14 protein-coding genes are annotated in these 14,479 nt (G+C 67.7%); 8 read left to right on the plus strand and 6 right to left on the minus strand.

Going from position 1 to position 14,479, the window contains the following annotated elements; genetic code table 11:
* Nucleotides 1-10 precede the first annotated feature (10 nt).
* Entirely contained in the window at nt 11-2,902 is a 2,892-nt protein-coding gene (locus JNK84_RS01450) for an EAL domain-containing protein (protein ID WP_293420345.1), read from the plus strand.
* 106 nt (nt 2,903-3,008) lie between these two features.
* On the plus strand, nt 3,009-4,019 hold the full coding sequence (locus JNK84_RS01455) for an aldo/keto reductase (protein ID WP_293419674.1): 1,011 nt from the start codon (nt 3,009-3,011) through the stop codon (nt 4,017-4,019).
* A gap of 6 nt (nt 4,020-4,025) precedes the next feature.
* Here the strand turns inward: JNK84_RS01455 and JNK84_RS01460 are convergent, their stop codons facing one another.
* The 3 genes from JNK84_RS01460 to JNK84_RS01470 form a co-directional block, all read right to left on the minus strand.
* Nucleotides 4,026-5,192, minus strand: coding sequence for a GGDEF domain-containing protein (locus JNK84_RS01460; protein ID WP_293419677.1), 1,167 nt, complete (start codon nt 5,190-5,192; stop codon nt 4,026-4,028).
* A gap of 101 nt (nt 5,193-5,293) precedes the next feature.
* Nucleotides 5,294-6,451 (minus strand): GGDEF domain-containing protein, encoded by a 1,158-nt coding sequence (locus tag JNK84_RS01465; RefSeq protein WP_293419681.1) that lies wholly within the window; start codon nt 6,449-6,451, stop codon nt 5,294-5,296.
* A 174-nt stretch (nt 6,452-6,625) separates the two neighbouring features.
* Nucleotides 6,626-6,955: a hypothetical protein gene (locus JNK84_RS01470; RefSeq protein WP_293419684.1), complete on the minus strand. Its 330-nt coding sequence runs from the start codon at nt 6,953-6,955 to the stop codon at nt 6,626-6,628.
* Nucleotides 6,956-7,094: 139 nt separating this feature from the next.
* On the opposite strand from JNK84_RS01470, the gene JNK84_RS01475 reads away from it, so the two are divergent.
* The 3 genes from JNK84_RS01475 (at nt 7,095) to JNK84_RS01485 (ending at nt 8,785) form a co-directional block, all read left to right on the plus strand.
* Nucleotides 7,095-7,817, plus strand: coding sequence for a phosphatase PAP2 family protein (locus JNK84_RS01475; RefSeq protein WP_293419686.1), 723 nt, complete (start codon nt 7,095-7,097; stop codon nt 7,815-7,817).
* Nucleotides 7,818-7,933: 116 nt separating this feature from the next.
* Complete coding sequence (locus tag JNK84_RS01480) at nt 7,934-8,134, plus strand: hypothetical protein (protein ID WP_293419689.1); 201 nt, start codon at nt 7,934-7,936, stop codon at nt 8,132-8,134.
* A 3-nt stretch (nt 8,135-8,137) separates the two neighbouring features.
* Entirely contained in the window at nt 8,138-8,785 is a 648-nt protein-coding gene (locus JNK84_RS01485) for a disulfide bond formation protein B (RefSeq protein WP_293419692.1), read from the plus strand.
* A gap of 639 nt (nt 8,786-9,424) precedes the next feature.
* On the opposite strand, the gene JNK84_RS01490 is transcribed toward JNK84_RS01485, so the two are convergent.
* Both JNK84_RS01490 and JNK84_RS01495 read right to left on the minus strand, forming a co-directional pair.
* The gene (locus JNK84_RS01490; RefSeq protein WP_293419695.1) at nt 9,425-10,546 is read right to left on the minus strand and encodes a TRAP transporter substrate-binding protein; all 1,122 of its coding nucleotides are present in this window, start codon (nt 10,544-10,546) and stop codon (nt 9,425-9,427) included.
* A 217-nt stretch (nt 10,547-10,763) separates the two neighbouring features.
* Nucleotides 10,764-11,282, minus strand: a complete 519-nt coding sequence (locus tag JNK84_RS01495; protein WP_293419698.1) for a hypothetical protein — start codon at nt 11,280-11,282, stop codon at nt 10,764-10,766.
* 154 nt (nt 11,283-11,436) lie between these two features.
* On the opposite strand from JNK84_RS01495, the gene JNK84_RS01500 reads away from it, so the two are divergent.
* The gene (locus JNK84_RS01500; protein WP_293419701.1) at nt 11,437-11,694 is read left to right on the plus strand and encodes a DUF3297 family protein; all 258 of its coding nucleotides are present in this window, start codon (nt 11,437-11,439) and stop codon (nt 11,692-11,694) included.
* A 53-nt stretch (nt 11,695-11,747) separates the two neighbouring features.
* Here JNK84_RS01500 and JNK84_RS01505 read toward each other — a convergent pair whose 3' ends face one another.
* Nucleotides 11,748-12,176, minus strand: a complete 429-nt coding sequence (locus JNK84_RS01505) for a VOC family protein (protein WP_293419704.1) — start codon at nt 12,174-12,176, stop codon at nt 11,748-11,750.
* A gap of 100 nt (nt 12,177-12,276) precedes the next feature.
* Between JNK84_RS01505 and JNK84_RS01510 the strand changes: the two genes are divergently transcribed.
* Nucleotides 12,277-12,867, plus strand: coding sequence for a TetR/AcrR family transcriptional regulator (locus tag JNK84_RS01510; protein WP_293419707.1), 591 nt, complete (start codon nt 12,277-12,279; stop codon nt 12,865-12,867).
* Nucleotides 12,868-13,019: 152 nt separating this feature from the next.
* On the plus strand, nt 13,020-14,366 hold the full coding sequence (glmM, locus tag JNK84_RS01515; protein ID WP_293419710.1) for a phosphoglucosamine mutase: 1,347 nt from the start codon (nt 13,020-13,022) through the stop codon (nt 14,364-14,366).
* Nucleotides 14,367-14,479 lie beyond the last annotated feature (113 nt).

Below are 14,479 nucleotides of genomic sequence, written 5' to 3' on the forward strand. Positions count from 1 at the left end.
GCCCGTGCGTATGCCGCTTGCCCTGATCCGGTTCTGCCTGTTCTGCGTCGCCGTCGCCTGCGGTGTGCTCGCGGCTGGCCCGCGTGCCGCCGAGGCCGCCGACGCCATCGCGGTGACCGCTGGCACGCCGGCGATCAATCTCGGCAGGGCCGTCAGTTTCGTGCAGGGCGAGGGCGACCGCGTCAGCGTGCCGACCGCGCCGGGCTCGGACGGCATCGTCCGCCGCATGGAGGTTCGTCACACGCAGACTGGATCGAGCCCGGTCTGGGCGGTCTTCACGCTGTCCAACGCCACCGACGAACAGGTCGACCGCCTCGTCGTCGTGCCGCACTACAGGCTGATCCGCTCGGGGCTGGTCAGGCCCGACCTCGGCTCGCAGCGCATCGTGGCGCTGACGCCGAGCCAGGGTTTCCGGCCGGAGCGCCAGTCGGCCGTCGACCAGGACGTGTTCCAGATCACGCTGGACCCCGGCACCACGGTCACCTTCGTCGCGGAACTGCGCGATCCCCGGATTCCGCAGATCACGCTCTGGCAGCCGGATGCGTTCAAGGACCGCGAGAATTCCTTCACGCTCTATCGCGGCATCATCCTCGGCATTGCCGGCCTGCTGGCGCTGTTCCTGACCATCCTGTTCGTGGTCAAGGGTTCGCTGATGTTCCCGGCGGCGGCGCTGCTGGCCTGGGCGGTGCTCGGCACGCTCGGCCTCGATTTCGGTTTCTGGACGCGTATCATGGAGCTGCCGCCGGAGGCGGTCGCCTTCTGGCGCGCGGTGTCGGAGGCGATTCTCTCCGCCACGCTCATGATCTTCCTGTTCGCCTATCTCGACCTCAACCGGTGGCACGTTCGCTACACGGTGCTGACGGCGGTCTGGCTCGCCTTTGCCGGTGGCATGGTGACGCTCGCCTGGTTCGACCCGCCGATCGCCGCCGGCATCGCCCGGCTCGGCATCGGCGCGGTGACCATCCTCGGCACGGTGATCCTCGTCTATCTCGCCTTCCTGCGCTACGACCGCGCCATCAATCTCGTGCCGACCTGGACCCTGTTCATGATCTGGTCGGGCGCGGCGCTGCTGATGGTCACCGGCCGGCTCAACAACGAGATCGCTGCGCCGGCCCTGCTTGGCGCGCTGGTTCTGCTGGTCATGCTCATCGGCTTCACGGTCATGCAGCACGCCTTCGCCGGCGGCGGCATGCCCAAGGGTCTGGTCTCCGACACCGAGCGCAAGGCGCTGGCGCTGACCGGGGCCGGCGACATCATTTTCGACTGGGATGTCGGCTCGAACCGCGTGGTCGTCGGGCACGAGCTCGAGACCCATCTCGGCCTCAAGCGCGGTGCGCTGGAGGGGCAGGCGAACCGCTTCATCGACGCGCTGCATCCCGGCGACCGCGACCGGCTGCGCTCGACCTTCGACACGGTGGTCGAGCATCGGCGCGGCCGTCTCGTCGAAGAGTTCCGCATGCGCGTGGCCGACGGCCATTTCGTCTGGATCGTGCTGCGCGCGCGGCCCGTGGTCGGCTCGGACGGCGAGGTCATCCGCCTCGTCGGCACGCTGACCGACATCACCGAGTTCAAGACGTCGGAGGAGCGGCTGCTTCACGACGCCGTCCACGACAACCTCACCGGCCTGCCCAACCGCGAACTGTTCCTCGACCGGCTGGAAGCCGCGCTCAACCAGGCGCAGGCCGATGACGGGCGCCGGCCGACCGTGCTCGTGCTCGATATCGACCGGTTCAAGCAGGTCAACGATTCCGTCGGTCTGTCGGTGGGCGATTCCATCCTGCTGACCGTGTCGCGGCGCCTTGGGCGGCTCTTGAAGCCGCAGGACACGCTGGCGCGCTTCAACGGCGACCAGTTCGGCATCATCCTGATCTCGGAGCGCGCCGCCGAGCGGATCACCGCCTTCGCCGAGACGATCCGCAAGACGCTGCGCGCGCCGCTCGCCTTCGGTGACCGCGAGATATTCCTCACGGGATCGCTCGGCATCGCGCTGGCCGACGGCACCCAGCGCAAGCGCGAAGACCTCCTGAAGGACGCCGAGCTTGCCGCCTATCACGCCAAGCGCCTCGGCGGTGACCGGATCGAGGTGTTCAAGCCGGCGCTGCGCGCCCACAAGAGCGACCGCCTCGCCCTCGAAAGCGACCTCAGGCGTGCGCTGGAGCGCGGCGAGATCGCCCTTGTCTACCAGCCGGTGGTGCGCCTCGCCGACCGCACGCTCGCCGGCTTCGAGGCGCTGGTGCGCTGGGACCATCCCCGCCTCGGCCGCCTGCCGCCGGGCGAGTTCATCGCCATCGCCGAGGAGACCGGGCTGATCGTCGATCTCGGCCTGTTCGTCATGGATCGAGCGGCCCGGCAGCTCGCCAACTGGCAGGCGCTGATGCCGCTCGACCCGCCGCTGTTCACGGCGGTCAACGTCTCCTCCCGCCAGCTCCTGCGCCATGATCTGCTGCAGGACATCAAGGGTGTACTGGCGCGCGCGCCCGTTGCGAAGGGCTCGTTCAAGATCGAGCTGACCGAGAGCCTCGTCATGGAGAATCCGGAATATGCCGCGCAGATGCTCCAGCGCATCCGCGACCTCGGCGCCGGCCTATCGCTCGACGATTTCGGCACGGGCTATTCCTCGCTCGCCTATCTCCAGCGCTTTCCGTTCGACACGATCAAGATCGACAAAAGCTTCGTGCGCGCCGACAGCCGCGGTTCGCGCTCGGTGCTGCTGCGCTCGATCATCGCGCTCGGCCACGATCTCGGCATGGAAGTGGTGGCCGAGGGCGCGGAGACGGATGCCGATGCCGTCGAGCTCTACCAGTTCGGCGCTGATTTCGCGCAAGGTTTCGCCTTCGGCGAGCCGATGACCGCCGATCAGGCGACCAAGCTCCTGAAGGCCGCGGTGGCGCAGGCGGCGTGACGCTGTCCGGGCTGCCGTTTCGCGCGGTCACTTATGCATTGCGCCACTTTCCTTTCTGCGCCGCCGGCTGCCTACTGCCGGCCGCCAATTTCCGAGGAAAGTTCCCATGAGGCCCCGCAATCTCGGCCGCTCCGGCATCAAGGTCTCGCCCATCTGCCTCGGCACGATGATGTTCGGAGGCCCGACCGGCGAAGCGGATTCCGCCCGCATCATCGCGCGCGCCCGGGAAGCCGGGGTCAATTTCATCGACACGGCGGATGTCTATACCGAGGGGCGCTCGGAGGAGATCACCGGTCGCGCCATCAAGGCCGACCGCTCGCACTGGGTGCTGGCGACCAAGCTCGCCAATCCGACCGGGCCCGGCCCCAATGATCGCGGTCTGTCGCGCCTCTACATGATGCGGGCCGTCGAGGCTTCGCTGAAGCGGCTGGGCACCGACGTCATCGACATCTACTACCTCCACAAGGAGGACCATGCGACGCCTCTCGAAGAGACCGTGCGCGCGCTGGGCGACCTAATCCGGGCGGGCAAGATCCGGCATTACGGCGTGTCCAACCATCGCTCCTGGCGCATCGCCGAGATATGCAACCTCGCCGACCGGATGGGCATCGACCGGCCCGTGGTCAGCCAGCCCTACTACAACGCCATGAACCGGATGCCGGAGGTGGAGCACCTGCCGGCCTGCGGCTTCTACGGCCTCGGCGTGGTGCCCTATTCGCCGCTGGCGCGGGGCATCCTGTCGGGCAAGTACGATCCCAAGGCGCCGCCGCCGGCCGATACCCGCGCGGGGCGGGCGGATACGCGGATGATGCAGACCGAGTGGCGCAAGGAATCGCTGGTCATCGCGCAGAAGATCAAGACCCATGCCGAGAAGCGCGGCGTCACGCCGGGCCAGTTCGCTACCGCCTGGGTGCTGAATAATGCCTTCGTCACGGCGGCCATTGCCGGCCCGCGCACGATGGAGCAGTTCGAGGATTATCTCGGCGCGCCGGATTATGCCTTTACCCGGGCCGACGAGGCTCTGGTCGACCGGCTGGTTCCCGCCGGCCATCCCTCGACGCCGGGCTATACCGATCCGGCTTACCCGCTGGAGGGACGGGTGCCGCGCTCGGCCTGACCGGCCTCACCGGAGTACGACATCCATCGCCACTACGCGGTCGCGGCCGGCGCGCTTGGCCTGATAGAGACCGGCATCGGCTTCGGCCAGAAGCCGATCGAGGCTCTCCGTTGGAGGCTCGGCGGGGGCGATGCCGATGCTGACCGATATCCTGACAACCGTGCCTTCGTAGCGCAGGTCGAGCGCCGCGATGCGCGCCCGCAATTCCTCCGCGAGGCGGGTTGCGGTCAACAGATCCGTGTCGGGGAGAAGGCAGCCGAACTCCTCGCCGCCGAGCCGGCCGAACACGTCGCCGGGCCGCAACTGCGCGGCGATCGCGCCGGCGACCGCGACGAGGACGGCATCGCCGGCGGCATGACCGAGGCTGTCGTTGATCGTCTTGAAGTGGTCGATGTCGACGACGAAGGCACAGGCCGGCCGGTTCGAGCGAGCCGCTGCCGCCACGAGCGGTTCCGCGGCATCGAAGAAGGCCCGCCGGTTGGGCGCGCCGGTCAGCATGTCGGTATTGGCGGCCTGACGGTAACGGTGCTCGGCTCTGTCCTTCGTCAACGATATCTGTAGGAAGGTGAGGAGCGTGACGTGGATCAGTCCTACGAACAGGATGATCGTGAAGGCCGGCGAAGCCTGCACTCCGGTATTGTCTGGCCCTTCGCCCAGCAGAACAGGTGGAACCCGCGCGAGGAAGACCGTGCCGTTGAGGATCAGCCAGACCACGGCGGGATAACGCGAGACCAGCCTCTCGCCTTTGAGATTCCACAGCGTGTGCGCGGCGGCGAAGCAGGCGGCCGCCGAGAGAAGCGAGACGCCAACGATGCGCCAGCTGGCATTGAGGTGGAAGGCCGGCCACTGGTTGAACGCGAGCCAGACGAGCGCGGGCGCGGCGATCACCCAGACCGGCGCCGGGCGATGACAGAACCGGCGCATGCCGGCCCAGTTGAGAGCGTAGCCGGCAACGATCAGGGCGTTGGCCAGATCGATCGTCAGACGGTCGTGCGCAATATCGCGCAGACCGGCGAGTATCAGGCCGACGGCGCCGACGAGATTGGCGAGGCCCCAATAGACCAGTCCCGGCTCGTCGCGGTTCTGGCGCGACGAAATGAGCAACAGGAGGCCGGTGACAAGCGCCACGGTCGTCAGGGACAGCAGCAGGGTCCTGTGATCGAGTATCGACATCCGCCGCTCCCGTGCTGGCCGCCGCGCCGACGAGGCGCGGTGACGCCGGATGCTGACGTCCCTCCAGGTCAACGTCCGAACAGCAAACGTGCCCTGTTGGCTTATCGGAACACGACGTCCATCGCCACCACGCGATCGCGGCCGGCGCGCTTGGCCTGATAGAGGCCGGCATCGGCTTCGGCCAGAAGCCTGTCGAGGCTGTCCGTCGTCGCCTCGGTGGGCGCGATGCCGATACTGGCCGAAACCTTGACGACCGAACCCTCGAAACGCAGGTCGAGCGCCGCGATGCGTGCCCGCAGATCCTCGGCGAGGCGGGTCGCCGTCAGGAGGCCGGTGTCGGGGAGGAAGCAGCCGAATTCCTCGCCTCCGAGCCGGCCGAACACGTCGCCGGGCCGCAGCTGCGTTGCGATCGCGTTCGAAACCGCGATGAGGACGGCGTCGCCGCCGGCATGGCCGAGGCTGTCGTTGATCGCCTTGAACCGGTCGATATCGACGACAAGCACACAGGCCGGCCGGTTCTCGCGGACCGCTGCCGCCACGAGAGGCTCTCCGGCATCGAAGAAGGCCCGCCGGTTGGGCGCGCCGGTCAGCATGTCGGTCTCGGCGGCACGACGGTAGCGGTTGTCCGCGCGGCTTTTCGTCAATGCGAGCTGGAGGAAGGAGAGCAGAACGGTATGGATGATCGCGCCGAAAAGCCCGAGAGTCATGACAGGGGAGGCGAGGGCCGTCGCGCCGTCCGGGAAGCTCTGCGTCAACATCAGCGGCGCGCGGATGCCGACGATGGTTCCGTGAATGACGAGCCAGACGATGGTGGGCTTCCGCGCGACAAGCTCCTCAGCCCGGAACCGATAGAGCGTCCAGGCTGTCGCATAGCACCACACGGTCGAGAACAGGGCGCTGAGCGCGAGGCGCCATTCGAAGGTCTGGAAGTAGGGAAACTGGTTGAGAACGAGCCAGACGATCGGGGGCGCCAGGATCACGGCAGGCATTGCGGACTGGCGGCAGAAGCGACGCATGCCAGCCCAGTTCAGCATGTAGCCGAGGAGGATGGCGGCAAAGGAGAGGTTCATCAGGCCGACCGAGGGCCGGGCGACGATCAGACCGATCGTGAGGATGCCGATGCCGGCAATGAGGTTTGCCGAGCCCCAGTAGAACAGCGCCACCTTGTCCCGCGCCTGACGCGTCGAGACGAGCTGAATCAGGCCGGTGACCAGCAGAAGCGCGATGAGGGTCAGCAGCAGCGTACGGGGGTCGAGCATGCGGGCCTGGGGCGCCGGTCGTTTCCGCGGCGGGGGAGCCCGCAGACGGCGCGTCGCTGCGGACGATGCCCATATTGCGTTGCATTGAGGTTAAAGGGGCGGCGCGCGAAGAAGCGGGCCGGCTGGGGGCAACCGGCCCGCTCTCCGAGGAACCTCGTGTCCGACGTCCGGGTGTTACCAGACGCGGCAGACGCGGACGCCGTGGCGGTTGATCCAGCAGTGACGGCGCAGAGGCCGGTGGCGGCGCCAATGGTGAGGCGGGCCGCGATGGCGGCCGTGACGATGCCCGTGGCGATGATGTCCGTGGCCACGATGCCCGTGGCGATGATGTCGCTGCATCTCGGTCGGCTCGCTGTCAGAGGCCGTTCCCGAACGCGCCGCGCCAAGGTCGTTCGCCCCGGCGGCCGGAGCCGGCGGCGCTGCGGGGCCTGCCAGTGCGATACCGGGAATTGCGGCGGTGACGAGGGTGCCGGCAAGGGCGGTCAGCAGCAGTCTGCGGTCCATCGTGATCTCCTTGGTGGTGGTCGTCGGGGTGAACCATGAGAACGCCGGTGGAATGGCATGGTTCCGTAGTAGGTAAGCTGAATGGTCGCGACATCCTGCTCCCTTGACGGCGCGGGCGCGCGCGACCGAGATCAGCGCGATGACCCTTGCCGAACGCCTGCGCCCGTCGCGCCTTGCCGCTCTCGTCCGCAAAGAGCTTCTGCTCATCGTCGCGCTGGCCTCGATCGCCGGCGGGGTTCTGCTCTTCCTTCGCCTCGCCGATCTCGTGGTCGAGGAGGAGACGGATGCCTTCGACCGGGCGGTGTTTCTGGCGTTCCGCGTCGCCGGCAATCCGGCCGAGACGATCGGCCCCGCCTGGCTGCCGGCCATCGTTCGCGACATCACGGCGCTCGGCGGCGTTGCGGCGCTGACCCTGATCGTGCTGTTCGCCGCGACCTATCTCCTGATCGTCGGCAAGCGCGGGGCGGCGGCGCTGGTCCTCGTCGCGGTGATCAGCGGCACCGCGCTCAGCCAGGCGCTGAAATGGTGGTTCGACCGGGCGCGGCCGGACCTCGTTCCCGGCATCGTGCTGCCGTCGGATGCCAGCTTTCCGAGCGGCCACGCCATGCTCTCGGCCATCGCCTATCTGACGCTCGGCGCCTTGCTCACCCGGGTCGAACCCAATCCCAATGCCAGGGTCTTCTTCATCGCCACGGCGGTCGCGATGACCGTCATGATCGGCGTCAGCCGGGTCTATCTCGGCGTGCACTGGCCGACCGACGTGCTGGCCGGCTGGGCGCTGGGTGGCGCATGGGCGCTACTGTGCTGGATTGCCGCCCTCTGGCTTCAGCGTCGCGGCGCGGTCGAGGGACCGCGCGGATGACATCGCCAGCCGGGGCTTGACCCGGGGGCGGGGGTCGACGCAGGGTTGCGCTCGCTTTCCTCGCACGCGGGCGATCAGGCTGCGGCATCCGGGAGGCTGCCTCGGGGGCAATCATCATGATGGTTGCAGTCTTCGCCACGATGGCGCTCGCCATCCTCGTCGGCCAGTTCGGCCCGCGCTGGCTGGCCGCCCTGTTCCTGACAGCCTGTATCGGCCTTTTCGCGTGGCTGTTCCTGTTTGAGATCTACAGCCCCGAATGGGGTTTCCGTATGCCGTGGTTGCAGACGCTGCTCGGCGCGCCCGGGCGGGAGGGCTGACCCATGCTGCGAGCGGCCGTTTCGGAAGGCGATGACGAACCCCGGTCCGGCGGCCGTGGCGGGCGGCTGCTTGCGCGGCTCAACTATCTCTATCTGCTGATGATGCTGGTGGTGATCGCCGGCATCCTGACGGCGGCCATGGTGATGCAATATGTGAAGGGGGAGCTGCCCTGTCCGCTCTGCCTTTTGCAGCGCGTCGCGCTGTTCGGCATCGCCTACGGCATCATCCAGAATTTCCGTGGCCGGTTCTCCTACCAGAACACCGGGATCAGCCTCGTCTTCGCAGTCCTGCTGCTGATCGTCGCCAGCCGTCAGACGCTGCTCGACATCTATCCACGCCCCGGCCACGACTATATCGGCACGGCGATCCTCGGCCTGCACATGCCGGTCTGGTCGGTGATCATCGCGGCGACGATCATCACGGCCTATGCGCTGAAACTCGCCATTCTCGGCGGCGACGAGCACCTTGCCGACTATCCGGCGGTGGAATTCCCGCTGCTGGCCCGGCTGGCCGATTTCGGCGCGGCCTATGTCATCGTGCTCTGCCTGATCAATCTCGGCTCGGTGGTGGTGCAATGCGGCTTCGGCGAGTGCCACACCATGGGCTACAAGCTGATCCAGAGCGGCCTGCCCGGCCTCTGGCTGAAGTAGCCAGCCAGCGCCGGCATGAAAAAAGCCCGGCCACCTCGGGGCGGCCGGGCTCGTCATATGAAAGCAGGCTGGCTGGTTACCACCAGATCGGCGGTGGCGGACGGCGGCAGACGACCTCCCCCCAGCGATTCACGAAGCACCGGCGGCGAGGCCCCCACGGACCGGGGCCGCCCCAGTAGCGCCGGCGACGCCAGCCCCAACCCGGGCCAGGTCCACCCCAATAACGCCGGCGACCCCAGCCACCACCGCCGCCCCAGCCGCGACGGAAACCACCGCCCCTGAAGCCGCGGCCACCACCGCGAAAACCACCGCCGCGGCCGCCGCGACGCTGCATTTCAACGGGCTGGCCGCCGAGCGCAGCCCGGACGCCGGCAAGGTCGCTGGCGGGATCGCCGCTTCCTGCGGCGACAGGCGCCGCGCTTGCGGCAGAAACGCCCAACACCGACGTCGCAACGACGCCGCCGACGAGAGCCAGAAGCAAGGATCTTCGATCCATGGTCACATCTCCTTCGAAACGAGATGCCGCCACCCGCAGTCAGACTAGCATATCCGCGGCGATATCCATGGAAAAACATCAGCAAGCTGAAAGGGTTCCGCCTTGCGATGCAGCAACGCGGAACCGCTTTGTTCAGCGCCGGTTCAGCGGGACTGGACCTGCGACGAGGTGAAGGCGTCGTAGGGCAGTTCGGCGACCCGGAACCAGATCTGCTCCTTACGCCAGTAGGGCAGCCAGGAATCGTAGAACTTCTTGAAGTTCGCATTGCTGGCGGCGAGCTCGCCGTAGAGCGCCATGGCCTCCTTGAAGGCGGCCTGCATCACGTCCTGCGGGAAAGCGCGCAGCTCCGCGCCGGCCGCGACCAGCCGGAACAGCGCATCCGGGTTGGAATGGTCGTATTTGGCGACGGAGTGGGACAGGGCCTCGGCGCAGGCCGCCTCGACGATGGCGCGATAGTGGGCCGGCAGGCCGTTCCACTTGTCCAGGTTCACGAAGAAGGAGACGTTGGCGCAGCCTTCCCAGAAGCCGGGATAGTAGTAGTATTTGGCGACCTTCTGGAAGCCGAGCTTCTCGTCGTCCGCCGGACCGGAGAACTCCGCCGCGTCGATGGTGCCGCGCTCCAGCGAGGGGTAGATGTCGCCGCCAGCGATCTGCTGCGGCACGACGCCGAGCCGGGCGAGGATGGTGCCGCCGAGGCCGGCGATGCGGAACTTCAGGCCCTTCAGGTCATTGACCGACTTGATCTCCTTGCGGAACCAGCCGCCCATCTGCGCGCCGGTATTGCCGGAGGGGATGGCATGGACGTTGTGGCCCTTCATGAATTCGGCGATCAGTTCGCGGCCGCCGCCGTGATAGAGCCAGGCATTGGTCTGGCGCGTGTTGAGGCCGAAGGGCAGCGAGGTGTCGAAGGCGAAGGCCGGGTCCTTGCCGATATAGAAGCTCGACAGGGAGTGGGAGCATTCCACCGTGCCGCTCTGGACGGCGTCGAGCGCCTGCAGCGCGGGGACGATCTCGCCGGCCGCGAAGGGCTGGATCTGGAACTGGCCGTCGGTCGCCTCGGACACGCGCCTGGCGACCTGGGTGGACAGGCCGAACAGCGTATCGAGGCTTTTCGGATAGCTGGAGGTCAGGCGCCACGTGATCTTCGGGTTGGCCTGCGCGATGGCGGGGGTCGCGACCGCTGCGGCGGCCGCGCCGGCAATGCCGGCTGTGCCGACGAAGGCGCGGCGGTCGAGCGGCCTGCGGGTGGAAGTGTCTTGCGACATGGCGTGTCCTCTCAGAGCATTCTCAGCCGGTCGGGAAGGGGACCCTCCCGGCGGGCGCGGACCATATCGCGGCGGAGACCGGTCTGCTCTGCGTCTGGTTCCGGTCTGCCTTCTGCCGTTGTGATCCCCGGCCCATGAAAAGCTCGGCGAAAAGCCCGGCTGCGAAGCCGGGTTTCGTCCGCCAGGGATAGCTTCGCCCCTTAGAAGAACTCGTCCCTCAGAAGAACGGGAAGGGGAAAGGCACGAAGGGCACGGCCGGAACATAGGGGCGGCGCCAGACGCGGTAGCCCCACCGGTCTATCCAGCAGCGGCGATAGGGATAGCCGTAGCCATAGCCGTATCCGTAGAACGGCCCGCCGTAGAAGCCGCCGCCATAATAGGGACCGCCATAATAAGGACCGCCATAGCCGCGCCAGCGCGGGCCACGGTAACCGCCGCGCCATGCGCCCCGATGACCGCCGGAAAAGCCGCCGCCGGCGCGCCATGCGCCCCGATAACCGCCGGCAAAGCCGCCGCCGGGTCTGAAATTGCCGCCACCACGGAAGCCGCCTCCGCCGCCCCGGAAGCCGCCGCCCCGGCGCTGCATCTCGACGGGATCGCCCGTGCCGAGGGCGGAGCGCACGCCGCCAAGCGTCGCGGGAGCATTCCCCGCCGGGCCTGCGGCAGCGGTGCGGTCGGCGACGGCGGAAGCGGCGAGGCCCCCCGCGACGATGGCGAAGAATGACCTGCGGTCCATGCTCGTTCTCCCTGGAACGAAAGACGCCCTGCGCGACAACGCCGGCGAGCCGGCTTCGGTTCCCTGGGACTGGCGCGGCACGTCGTCCCGCACGCCCAGTTGGCGTTTTCGCTGCCCGGCGTTATCAGGGCGCCAACCATTCCGAGGCACGATCATGACCGACACCCCCGCAAACCCGTCCGACATCCCGCCGGATCGGCTCTCGACCAATCCCGACAGCCCCTATTACGACGAGGCCGTGCTGGCCCGCGATGTCGGCGTCCGCTTCAAGGGCGTCGAGAAGAACAATGTCGACGAATATTGCGTCTCGGAAGGCTGGGTGCGGGTGACCGCCGGCACCTCCAAGGATCGCCACGGCAATCTGCTGACGATCAAGCTGACCGGCAAGGTCGAGCCCTATTTCCGCACCTGAGCGGCGGTGACGCTTTCGACCGGGCCGCGACGGCCGCGCCCGGTCGTGGCGGTTCACGCCGCCGCGTCCGGCCCGATCATGTAGCGATCCCAGAAACCGTCAGCCGGCTCGCACTGCTCGACCACGTCCACCCACAGGCCCGACGGGTCGAGGAAGCCGAAGCGGATCTGGCCGAAGGGCTCGCGCGTCAGCGGCAGCGTGACCGGCAATCCCCGCGCCGTGGCTTCGGCATGGGCGGCGGCTGCATCCTCAACCTGAAGCTCGAAACACATGCCCTTGCCGGAGAAGGGTTCCGGCCCGGGAGGCGCGGAAGGGTGGTCCGGGGTCATGAAGGCCAGCGTGGTGCTGCTGTCCTCGGCCATGACCAGCGTGAACCATGTGCTGTCGAAGGCGACGGTGAAGCCGAGATGCGACACCCAGAAGTCCCGGCAGGCATTCTTGTTCGGCGTGACGATGATCGGATAGCGGTCGGCGAAGCGCATGACCTGGATCCTCATGTTTGACCGGCGCGTTGCCGGTCGATAAAAAGAAACAGACTGTCGGTTTCTATAAACAGACAGATTGTCTGTCAATGGATGGGCCATGGCGAAGAACGTCGACCGAGCGGCCGCGACACGCGGCAGGCTGCTGTCAGTCGCGCGCGCGCTGTTCGCGGCGGACGGCTATGCGGCCACGGGGACCGAGGCGATCCTTGATGGCGCAGGGGTGAAGCGCGGCGCGCTCTATCACCACTTCCGCGACAAGGCCGAGCTGTTCGAGGCGGTGTGCCGCGAACTGACCGAGGAAGCGTCCGCCGCCATCGTCGCGGCGGCCGGGCGCGAGACGCGGGCCTATGACGCGCTGGTCGCCGGGTCGCTGGCCTGGTTCGACGCCATGCTGCGGCCGGACGTGCGCCGGATTCTTGTCATCGAGGCGCCCGGGGTGCTCGGCTGGGAGCGCTGGAACGCGCTCGACGCGCAGCATGGCTTCGGCCTGCTCCGGCAGGGCGTGGCGGCGGCCCTCGACGAGGGCTCGCTGATCTTCGATGGCGATGCGGGCACGCTGGCGCGCCTGCTCAACGGCGCGATGAACGGCGCGGTCGTCCATGCCGGCGCGGCGGGCGCCGGCGATGTCCGCGCGATCCGGCAGGGTATCGCCGCGCTGATCGCCGCATTCAGGCCGGCGCGGGACTGAATGCCCGACTGTCACAGAAGCACATCGATCGTGAACCCGGTTCCGCGACATTTGCCCGCCCGACGCCTATAAGACGCGCCAGAGGCGAAAGCCTTGCGAATCACGACGCCCACCACGGCGCTTTCAAAATCCACCGCAGCGAGACCACCTCCATGGCCCGCAAATATTTCGGCACCGACGGCATTCGCGGCCGCGCCAATGCCTTTCCGGTCACGCCCGAATTCGCGATGAAGGTCGGCCAGGCCGCAGGCCTCGTCTTCCAGCGCGGCGACCACCGCCATCGCGTCATGATCGGCAAGGACACGCGCCTGTCCGGCTACATGATCGAGAACGCGCTCGTCGCCGGCTTCACCTCCGTCGGCATGGACGTGCTGCTCGTCGGGCCGATGCCGACGCCGGCGGTGGCGATGCTGACGCGCTCCATGCGCGCCGATCTCGGCGTGATGATCTCGGCGTCCCACAATCCGTTCGACGACAACGGCATCAAGCTGTTCGCCCCTGACGGCTACAAGCTCAGCGACGACGTCGAAAAGGAGATCGAGCGGCTGCTCGATCAGGATCTGTCGAAGAAGCTCGCGGCCTCGCGCGCGCTCGGGCGCGCGAAGCGCATCGACGACGCCCAGGCCCGCTATATCGAATTCGCCAAGCGAACCCTGCCGCGCAATCTCGACCTCTCCGGTCTGCGCATCGTCATCGATTGCGCCAATGGCGCGGGCTACAAGGTGTCGCCAGCGGCGCTGTGGGAGCTCGGCGCAGAGGTCTTCACGATCGGCGACAAGCCGGACGGCTTCAACATCAACGACGAGTGCGGCTCGACCCATCCCTTCGCGCTGGTCGAGAAGGTGCGGGAAGTGCGCGCCGATATCGGCATCGCTCTCGACGGCGACGCGGACCGCGTGCTGATCGTCGACGAGAAGGGCCAGATCGTCGACGGCGACCAGTTGATGGCGGTCGTCGCCCAGTCCTGGCTCGAGGACGGACGGCTCGCCCAACCGGGCATCGTCGCGACCGTCATGTCCAACCTTGGCCTCGAGCGCTTCCTGTCGGGGCTCGGCCTCCAGCTCGCGCGCACGCCGGTCGGCGACCGCTATGTGCTGGAGCACATGCGCGAGCACGGCTACAATGTCGGCGGCGAGCAGTCCGGCCACATCATCCTCTCCGACTATTCGACCACCGGCGACGGCCTCGTGGCTGCGCTGCAGGTGCTGGCCGTTGTGATCAAGATGGGCAAGCCGGTCTCGGAGGTCTGCCACCGCTTCGAGCCGCTGCCGCAAATCCTCAAGAACGTGCGGTTCAAGGGCGGCAAGCCGCTGGAGGCTTCCTCGGTGGTCACCGCCATCGACGACGCCAAGGCCAAGCTCGGCAGCAGCGGCCGCCTCGTGATCCGCCCCTCGGGAACCGAGCCGGTGATCCGCGTCATGGCGGAAGGCGACGACCGCGACCTCGTCGAGACAGTCGTCGACCAGATCGTCGACGCGGTGACGAAGGCAGCGGCGTAGGCGCCTTTTTCACCGGCTGCTAACCCTGTTCGTTAGGGTTAAGCGGCTTTTAAGCAATTGCTGCGACTTTTCCGGGTGTTGAACCTCGGGCGCGCCTTTGGACAGGGGCGAGG

It is taken from the genome of Phreatobacter sp. (assembly GCF_016793595.1).
GTDB lineage: Bacteria > Pseudomonadota > Alphaproteobacteria > Rhizobiales > Phreatobacteraceae > Phreatobacter.

Coding starts and splice junctions, on each gene's coding strand:
- JNK84_RS01450 (WP_293420345.1), top strand. CDS start 11: ATGCCGCTTGCCCTGATCCGGTTCTGCCTGTTCTGCGTCGCCGTCGCC.
- JNK84_RS01455 (WP_293419674.1), top strand. CDS start 3,009: ATGAGGCCCCGCAATCTCGGCCGCTCCGGCATCAAGGTCTCGCCCATC.
- JNK84_RS01460 (WP_293419677.1), bottom strand. CDS start 5,192: ATGTCGATACTCGATCACAGGACCCTGCTGCTGTCCCTGACGACCGTG.
- JNK84_RS01465 (WP_293419681.1), bottom strand. CDS start 6,451: ATGCTCGACCCCCGTACGCTGCTGCTGACCCTCATCGCGCTTCTGCTG.
- JNK84_RS01470 (WP_293419684.1), bottom strand. CDS start 6,955: ATGGACCGCAGACTGCTGCTGACCGCCCTTGCCGGCACCCTCGTCACC.
- JNK84_RS01475 (WP_293419686.1), top strand. CDS start 7,095: ATGACCCTTGCCGAACGCCTGCGCCCGTCGCGCCTTGCCGCTCTCGTC.
- JNK84_RS01480 (WP_293419689.1), top strand. CDS start 7,934: ATGATGGTTGCAGTCTTCGCCACGATGGCGCTCGCCATCCTCGTCGGC.
- JNK84_RS01485 (WP_293419692.1), top strand. CDS start 8,138: ATGCTGCGAGCGGCCGTTTCGGAAGGCGATGACGAACCCCGGTCCGGC.
- JNK84_RS01490 (WP_293419695.1), bottom strand. CDS start 10,546: ATGTCGCAAGACACTTCCACCCGCAGGCCGCTCGACCGCCGCGCCTTC.
- JNK84_RS01495 (WP_293419698.1), bottom strand. CDS start 11,282: ATGGACCGCAGGTCATTCTTCGCCATCGTCGCGGGGGGCCTCGCCGCT.
- JNK84_RS01500 (WP_293419701.1), top strand. CDS start 11,437: ATGACCGACACCCCCGCAAACCCGTCCGACATCCCGCCGGATCGGCTC.
- JNK84_RS01505 (WP_293419704.1), bottom strand. CDS start 12,176: ATGCGCTTCGCCGACCGCTATCCGATCATCGTCACGCCGAACAAGAAT.
- JNK84_RS01510 (WP_293419707.1), top strand. CDS start 12,277: ATGGCGAAGAACGTCGACCGAGCGGCCGCGACACGCGGCAGGCTGCTG.
- glmM (WP_293419710.1), top strand. CDS start 13,020: ATGGCCCGCAAATATTTCGGCACCGACGGCATTCGCGGCCGCGCCAAT.